The organism is Ralstonia sp. 25mfcol4.1 (assembly GCF_900104095.1).
Taxonomy (GTDB): domain Bacteria; phylum Pseudomonadota; class Gammaproteobacteria; order Burkholderiales; family Burkholderiaceae; genus Cupriavidus.
The window spans coordinates 50,160-67,376 of sequence record NZ_FNJO01000020.1 but is presented as its reverse complement, the minus strand read 5'-3'; the positions used below and the strand labels follow the sequence as shown (position 1 = coordinate 67,376).

Here is a 17,217-nt window from a genome sequence, read left to right as displayed (position 1 = left end):
GCCCGGCGCGGCAACCCGCCAGGCAGTCGTCATATGACCGGCGTCATCCAACGAGGCTGGTTTCCTAGTCCGCCCCGTTGCCCGTGCGGTGCTGCAGCAAGTGAAAATGCACGGCGCCGGCGCGCGCCTGGCGAATGATTTCCAGCGAAGCCGGCACGGGCGCATCGGCGCCGACGAGTGCCTTATCCGACTCGACATAGACCACGCCGCCCGGCCTGGTCAGGCGCGCAGCGTGCTCCAGGGCGGGTCCGATCCAGTCCTCGGCAAAGGGCGGATCCAGGAACACCACGTCGAAACCGCTGGCGGGCATCTGTGCGGCCGCGGCGAATGCATCGGCCTGGACGATCCGCACCTGCGAGGCGTCGAGCTTGTACTGGTTGTCGCGCAGCTGCCTGGCCACGCGCGGATTCGCCTCGACCATCGTCACCGCCGCCGCGCCGCGCGAGGCGGCCTCGAATCCCAGCGCGCCCGAGCCCGCGAACAGGTCCAGGCACACCAGGCCGGCCAGGTCCTGGCCCAGCCAGTTGAACAGCGTTTCCCGAACGCGGTCGGGCGTGGGGCGCAGCCCTTCGGCTTCCAGCACCGGCAGCAGCGAACGTTTCCAGCGGCCGCCGATGATGCGCACCTGGGCCGGTGTCTGGCGGGACAGAGAAGTTCGCCCGCGCGGTGCGGGCGAAGGTCGGGATTGCGGATTCATGCCGTGATTGTAGAGCCTGACACGCCCCGGCACAGGGCCGTGGCGTGTCCTGCCCCACGATCCGGCCCGAAGATCACTTTTCCGGGCCGCCGACGATGACCGTGGCCATGGCATCCGGGTGCACATGACGCTGGAAGGCGGCACGCACCTGATCGCGCGTCACCTTGTTGATCTGCGCGGTCCATGTATCCAGATAGTCGAGCGGCAGCCCGTACCAGCCGATATTGGCCACGTTGGTCAGCAGCTTGCGGTTGCTGTCGATGCGCAGCGGGAAGCCGTTGACCAGGTTGTCCTTGGCGGCCTTCAGTTCGGCATCGGTCGGGCCCTGCGCCACATACTGGGCCAGGATCTGACGCACCAGCCCCAGCGCCTCGTTGGTGTTTTCCTTCTTGGTCTGCAGCGTGATGCTGAATGGCCCCGGCTGCTTGGACGGCGCAAAGTAGCTGTCAACACCATAGGTGAGCCCACGCTTCTCGCGCACCTGGTCGGTCAGGCGCGAGCTGAAACCGCCGCCGCCCAGCACGTAGTTGCCCACCAGCAGCGCAAAGTAATCGGGGTCGCCACGCGCGATGGCTGGCGCGCCGATGGCCACGCTGGCCTGCTGCGCGGGGTGTGGGATACGCTTCTCGCTGGCCGGAATCGTCATCTGCACGTCGGGCAGCTTCGGCGCCGCCGTGCCCTCGGGCAGCCCGCGCGTCATGTCCTCGGCAATCTGCTCGGCCTGCTTCCGGTCGATGGCACCAATCAGGGTCACCACCGCGCGCCTGGCCGTGTAGTTGTCACGCCAGAACTTCAGCAGGTCGTCGCGGGTGATGGATCCCACCGATTCCGGCGTGGCCGCCACGCCATACGGATGGGTCGGGTAGATCGCTTTCGACAGCGTCTTGTCGGCGATCACGCCGGGGCGCGTATCGCCCTCGCGGATGGCGGTAATCAGGCGCTGCTTTTCGCGAGCCACCACGGCGTCGGGATAGGCCGGTGCCTTGATCAGCTGCCCCGCCAGACGCAGTGACTGCTCACGTTCTGGCGAAGCCGTCAGCGTACGCAAGCCGATGCCGCCGCGGTCGCCCCCGGCTGCGCCGCCAAAATCGGCGCCGGTATCGGCAAAGGCGTCGGCAATCTGCGCCTCGTTGCGGGCGGGCTGGCCATCCTGCGCGTTGGCGCCCTTGTCGAGCAGCGCCGCCGTCAGCGTGGCCAGCCCGGACTTGCCGGGCGGGTCATAGCGGCTGCCAGCGTCAAAATCGATATTGACGTCGAGCATCGGAATCGACGGGCTCGGCACGAAAAACACCTTGGCGCCTGTGGATGCCGTCCAGCTTTCGATGGGAATGGCGGCTTGGGCAACCGAGCCGGCCAGCAGCGAGGCCGCCCCGAAGGCGGCGGCAGCCAGGCGGCGCAGCAGACGTGGGGATGCGATGGTCATGGCGGACAGGGACATTGTTTCTCCTTGGACTCTGTCCTCAGTGGCGCAGCCCTTCGGGCGCGGCGGTCTTGGGCTTGTTCGGGTCGATCGGCTGCGGCAGCAGCGTGGCGACGGTCAGGTTGTCGTCGCTGAAATATTTGGCCGCAACTGCCTGCACCTGAGCCGGCGTGACTTCCTTGATCTTGTCGAGCATGCGGTCGATCTGGCGCCACGAGATGTTCGAAATCTCGGCCACGCCGATTTCCATGCCCTGCCCGAACACCGAATCGCGCTTGTAGATCTGTCCGGCCACGACCTGCGCCTTGACGCGCTTGAGCTCTTCCTCGGACACCCCGCTCTTCGCGATGCGCTGCAGTTCCTCGCGCAGCGCCTTCTCGATTTCCTCGGTGGTGTGGCCGCTGGCCGGCGTGCCGTCGAGCACGAACAGCGACTCGTTGCGGTTGATGCTGTCGTAACCGACGTTCACGTCGTCGGCCAGCCGCTGCTGGCGCACCAGTTCGCGCGTCAGGCGGGCGTTGTCATAGCCGTTCAGCACCGCCGACAGCACCTCCAGCGCATACGGATCGACGTCCTTTTCCACGTCATGCAGGCGCGGAACCTTGTAGGCCAGCACGATGTACGGGTTCTCGGCCGGTGCCTTGACCCAGATCCGCTTGATACCCTGCTGGGGCGCCTCTAGCTGTGTCTTGCGCAGCGGCAGCGGGCGCGCCTTGAGCTTGCCGTAATAGCGTTCGGCCATCGCCCGTACCTCGTCGGCCTTCACGTCGCCGGTCACCACCAGCAGCGCGTTGTTCGGCACGTACCAGGTCTTGTACCAGTCCTGCACGTCTTCCACGCGCATGTTGACCAGGTCGTCCATCCAGCCGATCACCGGGTGCCGGTACGGCATGGCCGTGTAGACCGTGGCCAGCAGCTGCTCGTAGACCTTGCCGCGCGGGGAATCGTCGGTCCGCAGGCGGCGTTCTTCCATCACCACCTTCATCTCGCGGTCGAACTCTTCCTTCTTGATGATGAGGTTGGCCATGCGGTCGGCCTCCAGCTCCATCATCTTCGGCAGGTACTGCTTGGCGATCTGCTGATAGTAGAGCGTGAAATCGCGGTTGGTCAGCGCATTCTCGCGGCCGCCCAGCAAGGCGATCTGCCGCGAGAACTCGCCGATCGGCACCTTGGGCGTGCCCTTGAACATCATGTGTTCGAGCATGTGCGCCACGCCGGTGGTGCCGCTGACTTCGTCGCTGCCGCCGGCCCGGTAATAGATCTGGTGCGCCACCGTGGGCGCGCGATGGTCTTCCTTGACGATCACGCGCATGCCGTTGGACAGCCGGAATTCCGTGGTGCCGGCCTCGCTCTGGCCCACCTGGCCGGCCGTGGCCATGCCGGAGGGCGGCCCCTGCGGGGTGGTTGCCCGGGCGGTCTCTCCCTTGGCCTGCGCCCAGGCGGTGCCCGCCAGCGGGCCGGCAAGCGAGGCGACGATCAGGGTGGAAAGAAGGCGCCGCGAGAACCTGGCGGTGCCGGTGGACGGCGATGCAATGCGGGCGGCGCCCGCCTGGGACAAGTCAGCGCAATGGTTCATGCGACCCCGTCTGCTAGAATTTTGGCGATTGATTCTACCGGGGTATTGACCCCTTTCCCAATGTTTAGTTTCTGGAAGAAGCGCAAGGCCGAGCCGGCTCCCGCGCCCGTCGAGCCGCCGGCGGCTGCGCCTTCGCCCGCGCCCTCGCCCGCGCCGGCCCCCTCGCCGGCGCCTGCGCCCGCACCGCTTCCCGCCCCGGCTCCTGCTCCTGCTCCGGCACCCGTGCCGGTGCCCGTTCCCGTTCCGGTCCCGGTCCCCGTGCCGATGCCCGCGCCCGCCCCGGCTCCTGTTCCCGTCCCGGCGCCCGTGCCGGTGCCGGTCCCGGTGCCGGTCCCGGCCCAGGTGCCGCCGCCCCCGCCCGCCCCGGTTGCCTACGAGCCGCCCGTGGTCGAGGAATTGGAACTGGTGCCGCCGCCCGCGCAGACGGCCGAGGCCAAGCGCGGCTGGATGTCGCGCCTGAAGGCCGGCCTGTCGAAGACCAGCCGCAACATCGGCGTGCTGTTCGTCGGCGTGAAGGTCGACGAGGCCCTGTTCGAGGAACTGGAAACCGCGCTGCTGATGTCGGATGCCGGCGTCGAAGCCACCGAGTACCTGCTCGGCGAACTGCGCCGCCGCGTCAAGAGCGATCGCATCGAGACCGCCGAAGGCGTCAAGGCCGCGCTGAAGGATCTGCTGGTCCAGTTGCTCAAGCCGCTGGAAAAGACCATGGAGCTGGGCCGCGAACAGCCGCTGGTGATGATGATCGCCGGCGTGAACGGCGCGGGCAAGACCACCAGCATCGGCAAGCTCTGCAAGCACTTCCAGAGCTACCACCAGTCGGTGCTGCTGGCCGCTGGCGACACGTTCCGCGCCGCCGCGCGCGAACAGCTGACCATCTGGGGCGAGCGCAACAACGTGACCGTGGTGGCCCAGGAAAGCGGCGACCCGGCCGCCGTGATCTTCGACGCCGTGAACGCCGCCCGCGCCCGCAAGATCGACATCGTGATGGCCGACACCGCCGGCCGCCTGCCCACGCAGCTGCACCTGATGGAAGAACTCAAGAAGGTCAAGCGCGTGATCGGCAAGGCCATGCCCACGGCCCCGCACGAATGCCTGCTGGTGATCGACGCCAACACGGGCCAGAACGCCCTCGCACAAACCCGCGCCTTCGACGACGCGCTGGGCCTGACCGGCCTGATCGTGACCAAGCTCGACGGCACGGCCAAGGGCGGCATCCTGGCCGCCATCGCCCGCCAGCGCCCGGTGCCGGTGTACTTCATCGGCGTGGGCGAGAAGGTGGAAGACCTGCAGCCGTTCAAGGCCGAGGAGTTTGCGGAGGCGCTGCTGGGCTGATACCCAGGCGGCAATCCGGCACGACCGATCGCCCAAGAAAAACCCCGGCATCGCTGCCGGGGTTTTTCTTTCTGGCAACCGAATCGCCGAGACCTACTCGCTATCCGGCTGCGCCGCCGGTGCCGCCTTCTGGAACGCCTCGAGTTCCATGCAGTTGGCGTGGATCTTCGCGATGGTCGGGAACGGGGTCAGGTCCACGTTGAATCGCTGCGAGTTGAACACCTGCGGCACCAGGCACAGGTCCACCAGCGTCGGCGTATCGCCAAATGCGTAGCGGCCCACGTGGCCCAGCTGCTGCAGGTTGATCTCCAGCGAGGCGAAGCCCTGCTCGATCCAGTGCCGGTACCAGGCGTCCTTGGCCTCATCCGGCACCTTCAGTTCGTGCTTCAGGTACTTCAGCACGCGCAGGTTGTTCAGCGGATGGATCTCGCAGGCGATTTCCTGGGCCAGGCCGCGCACCACGGCGCGCTCGAACGGGTCTTTCGGCAGCAGCGCCGGCTCGGGATGGGTCTCGTCGAGGTACTCGATGATGGCCATCGACTGGATCAGCGGACGGCCGTCGACCACCAGCGTCGGCACTACGCCGTCGGCGTTCAGCGCGCGGTACTCGGGCTTCAGCTGCATGCCGCCGTCCTTGAGCAGGTGCACGCCCTTGTAGTCGTAGGGCAGCCCCTTCAGGTTCAGGGCAATGCGTACGCGAAACGAGGCCGAGCTGCGGAAGTAGCTGTGGAGCGCGAGCATGGCGTCAGACCACCTTGACGGTCAGGTCGCCCACGCCGGCCACGTGGCACTGCATGACGTCGCCCTTGACCACCGGGCCCACGCCTTCGGGCGTGCCGCTGTAGATCAGGTCGCCCGGCTGCAGTTCGAACAGCCTGGACAGGTACGACACCATTTCGGGCACCGACCAGATCAGGTCCGACAGGTCGCCGCGCTGTTTTTCCACGCCGTTCACGGCCAGCGTCACCGCGCCCTTTTCGGGGTGGCCGATGGCGGACACCGGCACGATCGGGCCGATCGGTGCCGACTTGTCGAACGCCTTGCCGGTTTCCCAGGGACGGCCGGTCTTCTTCGACTCGTTCTGCAGGTCGCGGCGCGTCATGTCCAGGCCGATGGCGTAGCCGTAGACATGGCTGGCGGCCTGTTCCACGGGGATGTCCCTGCCGCCCGTGCCGATGGCCACGACCAGCTCCACCTCGTAGTGGCAGTTGCCGGTGCCCGGCGGGTACGGGAACGTGCCTTCGGTGTTGTCGGGCACGTAGCTGACCGCGTCGGACGGCTTGCAGAAGAAGAACGGCGGTTCGCGGTCGGGATCCGAGCCCATTTCACGTGCATGCGCGGCATAATTGCGGCCCACGCAATAGACCCGGCGCACGGGGAAGCTTGCGCTGCTGCCGCGAACCGGCACCCCGACGGGGGCCTGCGGGGCGAATACGAACTCGGTCATCCAAACTCTCCTGCTTTCTCTTTTTGATGGGACGCCGCGCCGGTGCATTCGGCGTGCCCCGGTTTCGATGCGGAAACCGGGGGCGCGGCAGGGGCAAAGCATACACCCGGCGTACGGCGGCATACAGTGGAGGCATCCCCGGCGCGAATCTTGCATATTGCACTGCAACCCAGCGACCGCCATGAACCGCCGCACCTCGCCCCCACCTGCCAGTCCACCGCCGGCCGCAGGCTCCCGCACCCTGAGCATCCTGCTGGTGCGCGACCCGCACGACGCCGATCCGCTCAATGTGGAGACAATCCGCGCCGGATTGGCGCAGGCCGGCTTCACGACGGTGCAGACCGTGGACGCCGACCTGCGGCTGCCCGATGTGATCGCGGCCACGCTGCCCGACCTGGTCATCATCGCGTCCGAGTCGGCCGCCCGCGACACCATCGAGCATGTCTGTGTGTCCACCCAGCACGCACCGCGCCCGATCGTGCTGTTCACCGACAACGACGATTCCCAGCGCATCAAGGCCGCGCTGTCGGCCGGCATCACCGCCTATATCGTCGACGGCCTGCGCGCCGAGCGCGTCAAGACCGTGCTGGACGTGGCCTATGCGAGGTTCGAACTCGACCAGCAGCTGCGCGCCGAACTGGACGCCACCAAGCTCAAGCTGGCCGAGCGCAAGATCGTGGAGCGCGCCAAGGGCCTGCTGATGGAGTCGCGCAGTATCGCCGAGGACGAGGCCTACAAGCGGCTCCGTTCGATGGCGATGGAGCGCGGCATCAAGCTCGTGGAAGCCGCCCAGCGCGTGATCGACGTGATGGGCTGACGGCACCGGCCGCCTCGACTCCGTCATCCCGTCAACGCCCCGATACCCGCTGGCGCCCGCGCCCGCCGTCGGCCTCGCTCGCACAGCCCCCGCTTGCCTGGGCGCGCCACGCTCGCGACACCTTCACGCCAGCCCGGTGCATGCACGGGCCTGCGCTGCACCACTCCCGCCACCCGCACTGTTTTCCAACCCCTTCCGCGCACGATTTCGAGCCTTTCGTCCGAGCCGCCGGTCCACGCCGCCAGCTCCGCCGCGCACCGTCCCTAAGCGTGGCGCCTCTGCCTGGTGAAAAGCGCCGCCGGCCGCACGGTTTGTGCACCGCAACGAGCATGGCATGACGCTTGCGTAGTGGCAGGCAAGGCCAACGACGGCCGGCATCACCCTGTATTGCCCGGTATCACCCAAAACATGCATGCCCCGCGCCAACGACGGCACGCGCGGCATCGGACAACGGCGTCCTGCACCGCACCTCCCGGCTTCTGGCGAATCCGGGGGCTGCGGTCGGGACGCCTTTTTTTTCTCGGAGCCATCGCAATGCCCTCTCGCCTCAAGATTGCCAAGCCCAACGTCGCCGCCAACGCCGCCGCCGACCACGCTCCCGCCAGCCATGGCCGCCGCCGCGCGCTGGCCACCATTGCCGGCGCCAGCGTGATGACACTGGTCGATCCGCTGGTGCGCAGCGGTGCCTGGGCGGCCGGCTCCGACGCCCCCGAGAAGGCCGAAGTCAGGATTGGATTCATCCCGCTGACCGACTGTGCCTCGGTGGTCATGGCATCGACGCTGGGCCTCGACAAGAAATACGGCATCAAGATCACGCCGAGCAAGGAGGCGTCGTGGGCGGCCGTGCGCGACAAGCTGGTCAATGGCGAACTGGATGCCGCGCACGTGCTCTACGGCCTGGTCTACGGCGTGCAGCTCGGCATCGGCGGGCCCCGGAAGGACATGGCGGTGCTGATGAACCTGAACCACAACGGCCAGGCCATCACGCTGTCGCAGAAGCTGGCGGAAAAGGGCGTCAAGGATGGCGCCAGCCTGAAGGCACTGATGACCCGCGAGAAGCGCGAGTACGTGTTCGCGCAGACCTTCCCCACCGGCACGCACGCGATGTGGCTCTATTACTGGCTGGCCGCCAACGGCATCAATCCGATGCAGGACGCCAAGGCCATCACCGTGCCGCCGCCGCAGATGGTGGCCAACATGCGCGTGGGCAACATGGACGGCTTCTGCGTGGGCGAACCGTGGGGCGCGCGCGCCATCGCCGACAAGATCGGCTTCACGGCCGAAACCACGCAGGCCATCTGGAAGGACCACCCGGAGAAGGTGCTCGGCACCACATCGGATTTCGTCCAGAAAAATCCGAACACGGCGCGCGCGATGGTGGCGGCCATCCTGGAAGCATCGAAGTTCATCGACGCATCGGCCTCGAACCGCCGCAAGACCGCCGAGACCATCGCGGCCAAGTCCTACGTCAACACCGACATGGACATCATCCTGGACCGCATGCTGGGCCGCTACAGCAACGGCCTGGGCAAGACCTGGGACGACCCCGATTCGATGAAGTTCTATCAGGACGGGCTGGCCAATTACCCGTTCCTGTCCGACGGCATGTGGTTCCTGACGCAGCAGAAACGCTGGGGCCTGCTGAAGGACCACCCCGACTACCTGGCCGTGGCCAGGCAGGTGAACCGCATCGACGTGTTCAAGCAGGCCGCCGCCGCCGCGCAGGTGCCGCTGCCCAAGAGCGATTTCCGGACCGCGAAGCTGATCGACGGCGTGACGTGGGACGCCGCCAGGGACCCGAAGGCCTACGCCGACGGCTTCAAGATCAAAGCCGGTGCCCTCTGACCCTCACGCGTTGTCCGCGACCTGATCGCCCTCTGGAAAGGAGCCTGCCGTGAATGCCCTCGCCTCTGCCGTTACCCCCACTTCTCCGCAAGGAGCCGCCATGGATGCCGATGTCCTCGATACGGAAGCCAAGGAACAGACACGCCGCCGCGCCCAGGAGCTTGCCGTCCAGGCGAAGCAGGCCGCGCGGCGCGAGGCCGTAGCCGGCTTCGTGCTCAAGTGCGTGCCGCCGCTGGCCGGCTTCGTGCTGTTCCTGCTGGTCTGGCACGGCGTGGCCACGCTGATCCCGGCACTGCCCACGCCCGGCGCCACCTGGAATGCCGCCGTGCCGCTGTTTGCAGACCCGTTCTATCGCAACGGCCCGAACGACCAGGGCATCGGCTGGAACGTGCTGGCGTCGCTGGCGCGCGTGGCGGCCGGCTTCGGCCTGGCGGCGGTGATCGGCATTCCGGCCGGCTTCCTGCTGGGGCGCTTCGCGTTCCTGAACGCGATGGCCGCGCCGGTCATCAGCCTGCTGCGGCCGGTGTCGCCGCTGGCGTGGCTGCCCATCGGCCTGCTGCTGTTCAAGGCGGCCAACCCGGCCGCGATCTGGGCCATCTTCATCTGCTCGATCTGGCCGATGATCATCAACACGGCGGTGGGCGTGACCCGCGTGCCGCAGGACTACCTGAACGTGGCGCGCGTGCTCGACCTGTCCGAATGGAAGATCTTCCGCAGCGTGCTGTTCCCTGCCGTGCTGCCGTACATGCTGACCGGCGTGCGGCTGTCCATCGGCACCGCGTGGCTGGTGATCGTGGCGGCTGAGATGCTGACCGGCGGCACCGGCATCGGCTTCTGGCTGTGGGACGAGTGGAACAACCTCAAGGTCGAGCACATCGTCATCGCCATCTTCATCATCGGCGTGGTGGGTCTGGTGCTGGAGCACCTGCTGCTGGCCCTGGCGCGCCGCTTCAGCTACGGCAACACCTGATCGGAGCCCCGTCATGGAAAAATTCGTCAGCATCGAAAACGTCGGTCAGACGTTCAAGACGCGCAAGGGCCCGTTCGTGGCATTGCGCGATATCAACCTGTCGATTGCCGAAGGCGAGTTCATCACGCTGATCGGGCATTCGGGCTGCGGCAAGTCCACGCTGCTGAACCTGATCGCCGGGCTGACCACGCCCACGGCCGGCGCACTGATCTGCGCCGGGCGCGAGATCGCCGGGCCCGGACCGGAGCGCGCCGTGGTGTTCCAGAACCATTCGCTGCTGCCGTGGCTGACGTGCTTCGAGAACGTCCACCTGGGCGTGGAGCGCGTGTTCGGCGCGAAGGAAAGCAAGGCGCAGCTGAAGGCGCGCACGCACGACACGCTGGCGCTGGTGGGCCTGACCCACGCCGAAAGCAAGTATCCCCACGAGATATCTGGCGGCATGAAGCAGCGCGTGGGCATTGCCCGCGCACTGGCGATGCAGCCCATGGTGCTGCTGATGGACGAGCCGTTCGGCGCGCTCGATGCGCTGACCCGCGCCCACCTGCAGGACGAACTGATCAAGATCGTGGCGCGTACGAAGAGCACCGTCGTCATGGTCACGCACGATGTGGACGAGGCCGTGCTGCTGGCCGACCGCATCGTCATGATGACCAACGGCCCGGCGGCCACCATCGGCGAGATCCTGAACGTCGACATCCCCCGCCCGCGCGACCGCGTGGCGCTGGCCGACGACAAGACCTACCACGCCTGCCGCACGGCCGTGCTGGACTTCCTGTACCGCAAGCAGCGCAACCCGGCGCTGCAGGAAGCCGCGTGAGGCCCTGCGGGACGCATTGCCGCGGAATCGTGGGCTATCATGAACCCCACCCCCACGATTCCGGCAGTCATCATGACCACTGCAGCAGATTCGCCATTTCTGGCGGCAAAGTACATCAAGGAAATCGGCCGCGGCGTCAACGGCGCCCGCGCGCTGCCGCGCGAGGATGCCCAGGCGCTGTTCGACGCCATGCTGGCGGGCCGCGTTTCCGATATCGAACTGGGCGCCGTGCTGATGGCGTACCGCATCAAGGGCGAGGCCCCCCACGAACTGGCCGGCATGCTCGAAGCCGCGCACCAGCATTGCCAGCCGCTGGCGGCGCCGCCTGACAAGCCCGTGGTGGTGATCCCCAGCTACAACGGCGCGCGCAAGCAACCCAACCTGGTGCCGCTGCTGGCGATGCTGCTGGCGCGCGATGGCGTGCCGACGCTGGTGCACGGCGTGCGCGGGTTCCATGGCCGCGTCACCAGCATGGCCCTGTTCGACGCGCTGGGCGTGCCGCTGTGCGCCACCACCCAGGCCGCGCAGGACCAGCTGCGTGCGGCATCGAACCCGCTGGCCGTGCTGCCTATCGACGTGCTGTCGCCCGCGCTGTCCGCCCTGCTCGACAAGCGCGCCATCATCGGCCTGCGCAATTCGTCGCACACGATCGTCAAGATGCTGCAGCCGGTGGGCGCCCACACGCCGGCCGAAGCCTTGCGCCTGTACAGCTACACCCACCCCGAGTATCGCGAGACGCTGACCGATTATTTCTCGCACGAGCCGGCCAATGTGCTGCTGGGCCGGGGCACCGAGGGCGAGGTGGTGGCCGATGCCCGCCGCAGCACGCGCATCGACTGGCTGCACGACGGCCATCAGCGCACGATGGTGGACCCGGTGGCCGGTTCCATCGCCGAAGTGCCGGCGCTGCCGGCCGGCACCGACGTGGCCGACACGGCGGCCTGGATCCGCAAGGTGCTCGATGGCGCGGAGCCGGTTCCCGCCCCCATCGCCACCCAGATCGCCACGATCAAGGACTGCCTGCGGCAGGCCACGCGCGTGGCCTGGGCCAGCCCGGTCTGACCGCCGGCCCGCCCAAGCAGCCCAAGCCGCCCAAGCAGCCCAAGCAGCCCTAGCCGCCCTAGCCGCCCAAGCAGCCCTAGCCGCCGAATGGCGGCCGGCACCCGTCGGCCCGCCTGCGGCCTAACGCCGCACTGGCAGCGGGATGCGTTCGGTTTCGCCGGGCACGTGCGGGAACTTGTCGTCCTGCCAACGCTGGCTGGCCTCCTCGATGGCCTCCTTGCTGCTGGCGACGAAGTTCCAGAAGATAAAGCGGCGGCCGTCGGTCGGATCGCCGCCAAGCAGCATCACGCGCGACGGCATGGTCGCCGTGATCGTCACGGGCTCGCCCGGCGTCAATACCACCAGGTGCTCGGCGGGCAGCGTCTCACCATCCATTTCCAGGTTGCCGTCCACCGGATAGACGCCGCGCTGCACATGTTCCGCCGGAATCACCAGGCTGGCGCCAGCATCCATTTCGATGGCCACGTAAAGCGTGCGGCTGTACACGCGCACCGGGGATTCGGCGCCGAAGGCATCGCCGGCAATCACCGTCATCCGCACGCCGGGCAGTTCCAGCTTGGGCAGCGTGGCGCCCGGATGGTGGTGGAACGACGGCGGATCGTTCTCATGGGCCAGCGGCAATGCCACCCAGGTCTGGATGCCATGCAGGCGTGGGCCCGCCTCGCGGGCGGCGTCCGGCGAACGTTCGGAATGGACGATGCCGGTGCCGGCCGTCATCCAGTTCACGTCGCCCGGCCGGATCACCTGCTCGCTGCCCAGGCTGTCCCGGTGCATGATCTCGCCCTCGAAAAGGTACGTCACCGTGGCCAGGCCGATATGCGGATGCGGGCGCACATCCATGCCCTGCCCCGGCGCCATCTCCACCGGGCCCATGTGGTCGAAGAAGATGAACGGCCCTACGGTCTGGGTCGTGGCAGCCGGCAGCAGGCGGCGGACGGTGAACTCGCCGATATCCCGCACGTGCGGCTTCAGCAAGTGTTCGATAGCAGACATGGAAACGTCTCCAAGGAATGGTGCAATGCGGCTGTAAAACAACTTCAGTGTAGCGAATCCCGCAATTCACCATCCCGAAATTGCGGTGAATTCGTCGGAAACCGATTGACCACCGCCCTCTCTAATATTCCTGTCGAGGGCACGCAACCCGCCAGGCCATGTGGGGACTGGGGCCGGAGCCAAAGCCGACATCGATCCGATACTATCGGAATCGCGGCCCCGATGTGACGGAACTATCAACCCCATAGACCCTCTAACTTAGCACTCGTCCGGTTCGAGTGCTAATATGCGTTGCAATGCGGTGTCCTTCCGGGACACACCGGCAACCCACCGCCGGATGCGAAAGGAGTCATAGTGAACGCAGTCATGTCTGCCGATCAAAACCAAGTTTCCCGCCGTCTGCCGACGGCGCCCCAGAGTGCTGCCGCGAACAGCCTTGCGCTGACGTTTCCCGGCACGCTGGGCAATCTGGATAGCTACATCCAGGCGGTCCATCGGATTCCGCTGCTTACCCCCGAGGAAGAGCTGCGCCTGGCCCGCGACCTGCGCGACAACGAATCCGTCGATGCCGCCCGCCGCCTGGTGATGTCGCACCTGCGCCTGGTCGTGTCGATCGCCCGCCAGTACCTGGGCTACGGCCTGCCGCACGCCGACCTGATCCAGGAAGGCAATATCGGCCTGATGAAGGCCGTGAAGCGCTTCGACCCCGAGCAGGGCGTGCGCCTGGTGTCATACGCGATGCACTGGATCAAGGCCGAGATCCACGAATACGTGCTGAAGAACTGGCGCATGGTCAAGGTGGCCACCACCAAGGCCCAGCGCAAGCTGTTCTTCAACCTGCGCAGCCACAAGCAGGGTGCGCATACCTTCACGCCCGAGCAGATCGAAGCCGTTGCGCGCGAGCTGAACGTGAAGCCCGAGGAAGTGATGGAGATGGAAACCCGCATGTCGGGCGGCGATATGGCGCTGGAAGGCCAGATCGACGATGGCGAGGAAGAATTCGCCCCCATCGCCTACCTTGCGGACAACCACAACGAGCCGACCAAGGTCATCGAGGCCAAGCACAACGACCGCCTGCAGGTCGAAGGGCTGGAAGAAGCGCTGGGCAAGCTCGACCCGCGCAGCCGCCGCATCATCGAGGCGCGCTGGCTGGACGTCAACGACGACGGCTCGGGCGGCTCGACGCTGCATGAGCTGGCCGACGAATTCGGCGTGTCGGCCGAGCGGATCCGCCAGATCGAGGCGGCCGCGATGAAGAAGATGAAGGGTGCGCTGGCGGCATTTGCCTGATCCGCGCCCGTGCGGTAGCGCGGAACGCAACAAGCGCAACAAGCGCAGCAAGCAAAAGGCCGGTCGATTGACCGGCCTTTTTGTTTGCCCCGGCGTTCCGGCATCGCGGCCGCACGCCCGGCATGCCCATCAGGACATCAGCGCCTTCAGGTCGTGGGCGATCGGCTCCGGCCCCTGGCCGTGCCGGATGAACAGCCGCAGCTGGCCGTTCTGGTCGAATACGTAGCTGCCGGCCGAGTGATCCATCGTGTAGTTGTTCGGCGACGAACCCGGCACCTTGGCGTAGTACACCTTGAAGTCCTTGGTCACCTGCTTGAGCGCGGCCTCGTCGGCCGGGCGCAGGCCCAGGAAGCGCGCGTCGAAGGCCGGCACGTACTGGCCCAGCAGCGCGCCGGTATCGCGGTCCGGGTCCACCGTGACGAACAGCACCTGCACCTTGTCGGCATCGGGGCCCAGCTGCTCCATCACCTGTTTGAGCTCCACCATGGTGGTTGGGCAGACGTCCGGGCAATGGGTGTACCCGAAGAACATCAGCACCACCTTGCCCTTGAAGTCGCCCAGCGTGCGGGTCTTGCCGGCGGGATCCTGCAGCGCAAAGTCCTTGCCGAAGTCGCTGGCGCCCGAGATATCGACGTTTTTGAACGACGGCTTCGGCTGCCCGCAGGCGGCCAGGAGCGCGGTGCACAGGGCGAGCAGGCAAAAGCGGCGGAATGTGGCGAGGAAGCCAGAGGCGAAGGTCGGCATGCGTCGGAGCGATGGGAAGCAAGATACGCCCGAAAGTATCGCCGATCACGCCGGCCGTGACCTCCGGGCGCGGCAAGATGCCGCAGGCAGAGCGGTCAGACCTGCGGCACGAACTTGAAGTAGTGATCCACCAGCAGCGCCGCGAACAGCAGCGACAGGTACAGGATCGAATAACGGAAGGTGCGCTGCGCGAGCTGGTCCGAGTAGTTGCGGAACAGCTTCCAGGCGTAGCCCAGGAACACCAGGCCCAGCGCCAGCGCGGCGACCAGGTAGATGACGCCGCTCATGCCGTAGACGAACGGCAGCAGGGTGGCCGCGATCATCACCAGCGTGTACAGCAGGATATGCAGCAGCGTGTAGCGTTCGCCGTGGGTAATGGGCAGCATCGGCAGGCCGGACTTGGCATAGTCCGCGCGGCGATACAGCGCCAGCGCCCAGAAGTGCGGCGGCGTCCACGTGAAGATGATCAGCACCAGGAACCAGGCCTCGGCCGGCACGGTGCCCGCCACGGCGGCCCAGCCCAGCGCCGGCGGCATGGCGCCAGACAGGCCGCCGATCACGATGTTCTGCGGCGTGGCCGGCTTCAGCAGGATCGTGTAGACCACCGCGTAGCCCAGGAACGTGGCGAAGGTCAGCCACATCGTCAGGTCGTTGGCGAACACGTGCAGCAGCCACATGCCGGCCCCGCCCAGAATGGCCGAGAAGACCAGCGTCTGCGTGGTGGTGATCTCGCCGGTGGCGGACGGGCGCCAGGCCGTGCGGCGCATCAGCGCGTCGATCTTCTGTTCCACCAGGCAGTTGATGGCGAAGGCCGCGCCGGCCAGCAGCCAGATACCGGCGGCGCCGCCGATCAGGACCGACCAGGGCACCATGCCCGGCGTGGCCAGGAACATGCCGATGACCGAGCAGAACACGGCCAGCTGCGTCACGCGTGGCTTGGTCAGTGCGGCGTATTGGCGGGCCAGGTGACGAATCCGGCCCACGGAAGAGTGGGGGTGGGTAGCGGTAACCACGGGGGGCATCTTGTCCTTCATGTGGCGCGCGCCGCGATTGCGGATTGGGCGGCGGCGCCTGCGGAGCGGGTCGCGAGGCCGATATTGTAGTTGAGACGGAGCAACAGCATCAGCAGCAGGGCTGCTCCGCCGTTATGTGCCACGGCCGCCACCAGCGGCCAGTCGAACACGATGTTCGACATCCCGGTGGCCAGTTGCAGCGCCAGCACGGCCAGCAGCCACTTGCCATGACGCGCCAGCCCTTCCATCCGGCGGGCGCGCAGGCCGAACCACAGCAGGTAGCCCAGCACCACGAACGCGAAGCCGCGATGCACCCAGTGGATGGCCACCAGCGCCGCGTGGGGGATGTAGTCGCCATCGGCCGTCATGCCCAGCTGGCGCCACAGCGTGAAGCCATGGCGGAAGTCCATCTCGGGCACCAGCTGGCCGTTACAGAGCGGGAAGTCGGTACAGGCCAGCACCGCGTAGTTGGTGCTGACCCAGCCGCCCAGGAAGATCTGGACCGCCAGCAGCACGATCGCCAGCAGCCCCGCCCAGCGCAGCGACGCCGCCTGCGGCGCCACCGCGTGCGGCTGATCGTTGCGCGAGCCCAGCCAGATCAGCGATGCCAGCAGCAGCATGGCCAGCATCAGGTGCGTGACCACGATGATCGGCTGCAGCTTCATGGTGACCGTGAACATGCCGAACGCGCCCTGCACGCAGACCAGCACGAAGACGCCCGTGGCAAACCATGGCGACTGCCTGAGTTCGCGCCGCTTCACCCACGCCAGCACCATCAGGGAGATGATCAGCACGCCAACCGCCATGGCGAAATAGCGATGGATCATCTCGATCCAGGCCTTGACCAGCGTTACCGGGCCGCTCGGCAGCGCCGTCTCGGCCGCGCGGATCGGCTCCATTGCCGCGTGCGGGTTCGAGTGGCCATAGCAACCCGGCCAGTCCGGGCATCCCAGGCCCGAATCGGTCAGCCGCGTAAAGCTGCCGAACATGATCAGGTCCAGCGTCAGGAACGCCGTGATCCACACGAGCTTGCGATATTTGTCACGGCTGCCGCGCACCATCACATAGGACAGTGGCAGCAGGGCGATCAGGATGCCGATGATGGCGAGCTGGAGCAGCATTTCGGTACAGCCGGTAATTCAATGAAAAAACGATCGGGATGGATCGGTCGGTGCGACAGGATGGTTCAGCGTG

Annotated in this window: 16 protein-coding genes; 7 read left to right on the top strand and 9 right to left on the bottom strand. The window is 67.0% G+C overall.

Translation table 11 applies throughout. The features are described from left to right. Nucleotides 1-64: 64 nt before the first annotated feature. The 3 genes from rsmD to BLQ58_RS25935 all read right to left on the bottom strand — a co-directional run bounded on the left by rsmD (nt 65) and on the right by BLQ58_RS25935 (nt 3,693). Nucleotides 65-697 carry a 16S rRNA (guanine(966)-N(2))-methyltransferase RsmD gene (gene rsmD / locus BLQ58_RS25945; protein WP_175460009.1) on the bottom strand — a complete coding sequence of 211 codons (633 nt, stop codon included), beginning with the start codon at nt 695-697 and terminating at the stop codon, nt 65-67. Nucleotides 698-770: 73 nt separating this feature from the next. Next, entirely contained in the window at nt 771-2,135 is a 1,365-nt protein-coding gene (locus tag BLQ58_RS25940) for a M16 family metallopeptidase (protein WP_092603173.1), read from the bottom strand. A gap of 22 nt (nt 2,136-2,157) precedes the next feature. Continuing rightward, the gene (locus BLQ58_RS25935) at nt 2,158-3,693 is read right to left on the bottom strand and encodes a M16 family metallopeptidase (protein ID WP_092603171.1); all 1,536 of its coding nucleotides are present in this window, start codon (nt 3,691-3,693) and stop codon (nt 2,158-2,160) included. A gap of 60 nt (nt 3,694-3,753) precedes the next feature. Between BLQ58_RS25935 and ftsY the strand changes: the two genes are divergently transcribed. Beyond that, entirely contained in the window at nt 3,754-5,025 is a 1,272-nt protein-coding gene (gene ftsY, locus BLQ58_RS25930) for a signal recognition particle-docking protein FtsY (protein WP_092603169.1), read from the top strand. Between the two features lie 93 nt (nt 5,026-5,118). Here ftsY and maiA read toward each other — a convergent pair whose 3' ends face one another. Next, nucleotides 5,119-5,766, bottom strand: a complete 648-nt coding sequence (gene maiA, locus BLQ58_RS25925; protein WP_092603167.1) for a maleylacetoacetate isomerase — start codon at nt 5,764-5,766, stop codon at nt 5,119-5,121. A gap of 4 nt (nt 5,767-5,770) precedes the next feature. Then, complete coding sequence (locus BLQ58_RS25920) at nt 5,771-6,472, bottom strand: fumarylacetoacetate hydrolase family protein (protein ID WP_092603165.1); 702 nt, start codon at nt 6,470-6,472, stop codon at nt 5,771-5,773. Between the two features lie 181 nt (nt 6,473-6,653). Here BLQ58_RS25920 and BLQ58_RS25915 point away from each other — a divergent pair, with 181 nt between their 5' ends. The 5 genes from BLQ58_RS25915 (at nt 6,654) to ybiB (ending at nt 11,983) form a co-directional block, all read left to right on the top strand. Continuing rightward, nucleotides 6,654-7,289 carry an ANTAR domain-containing response regulator gene (locus BLQ58_RS25915; RefSeq protein ID WP_092603163.1) on the top strand — a complete coding sequence of 212 codons (636 nt, stop codon included), beginning with the start codon at nt 6,654-6,656 and terminating at the stop codon, nt 7,287-7,289. 534 nt (nt 7,290-7,823) lie between these two features. Then, nucleotides 7,824-9,134, top strand: a complete 1,311-nt coding sequence (locus BLQ58_RS25910; protein ID WP_092603161.1) for a CmpA/NrtA family ABC transporter substrate-binding protein — start codon at nt 7,824-7,826, stop codon at nt 9,132-9,134. A 100-nt stretch (nt 9,135-9,234) separates the two neighbouring features. Continuing rightward, nucleotides 9,235-10,104: a nitrate ABC transporter permease gene (gene ntrB, locus BLQ58_RS25905; RefSeq protein WP_175460008.1), complete on the top strand. Its 870-nt coding sequence runs from the start codon at nt 9,235-9,237 to the stop codon at nt 10,102-10,104. Nucleotides 10,105-10,117: 13 nt separating this feature from the next. Beyond that, nucleotides 10,118-10,921 (top strand): ABC transporter ATP-binding protein, encoded by an 804-nt coding sequence (locus tag BLQ58_RS25900; protein WP_092603157.1) that lies wholly within the window; start codon nt 10,118-10,120, stop codon nt 10,919-10,921. Nucleotides 10,922-10,993: 72 nt separating this feature from the next. Further along, nucleotides 10,994-11,983 (top strand): DNA-binding protein YbiB, encoded by a 990-nt coding sequence (ybiB, locus tag BLQ58_RS25895; protein WP_092603243.1) that lies wholly within the window; start codon nt 10,994-10,996, stop codon nt 11,981-11,983. Between the two features lie 120 nt (nt 11,984-12,103). Here the strand turns inward: ybiB and BLQ58_RS25890 are convergent, their stop codons facing one another. Next, complete coding sequence (locus tag BLQ58_RS25890) at nt 12,104-12,976, bottom strand: pirin family protein (RefSeq protein ID WP_092603155.1); 873 nt, start codon at nt 12,974-12,976, stop codon at nt 12,104-12,106. Nucleotides 12,977-13,330: 354 nt separating this feature from the next. Between BLQ58_RS25890 and rpoH the strand changes: the two genes are divergently transcribed. Beyond that, a complete protein-coding gene (rpoH, locus tag BLQ58_RS25885; protein WP_092603153.1) occupies nt 13,331-14,266 on the top strand; it encodes an RNA polymerase sigma factor RpoH in 936 nt (311 codons plus the stop codon). Between the two features lie 129 nt (nt 14,267-14,395). Here rpoH and BLQ58_RS25880 read toward each other — a convergent pair whose 3' ends face one another. The 3 genes from BLQ58_RS25880 to BLQ58_RS25870 all read right to left on the bottom strand — a co-directional run bounded on the left by BLQ58_RS25880 (nt 14,396) and on the right by BLQ58_RS25870 (nt 17,144). Beyond that, complete coding sequence (locus BLQ58_RS25880; RefSeq protein WP_092603151.1) at nt 14,396-15,010, bottom strand: SCO family protein; 615 nt, start codon at nt 15,008-15,010, stop codon at nt 14,396-14,398. A gap of 95 nt (nt 15,011-15,105) precedes the next feature. Next, nucleotides 15,106-16,044 (bottom strand): heme o synthase, encoded by a 939-nt coding sequence (cyoE, locus tag BLQ58_RS25875; RefSeq protein WP_092603149.1) that lies wholly within the window; start codon nt 16,042-16,044, stop codon nt 15,106-15,108. Then, nucleotides 16,041-17,144, bottom strand: a complete 1,104-nt coding sequence (locus BLQ58_RS25870) for a COX15/CtaA family protein (RefSeq protein ID WP_092603147.1) — start codon at nt 17,142-17,144, stop codon at nt 16,041-16,043. The genes cyoE and BLQ58_RS25870 overlap by 4 nt, the downstream gene beginning before the upstream one ends. Between the last annotated feature and the right edge of the window lie 73 nt (nt 17,145-17,217).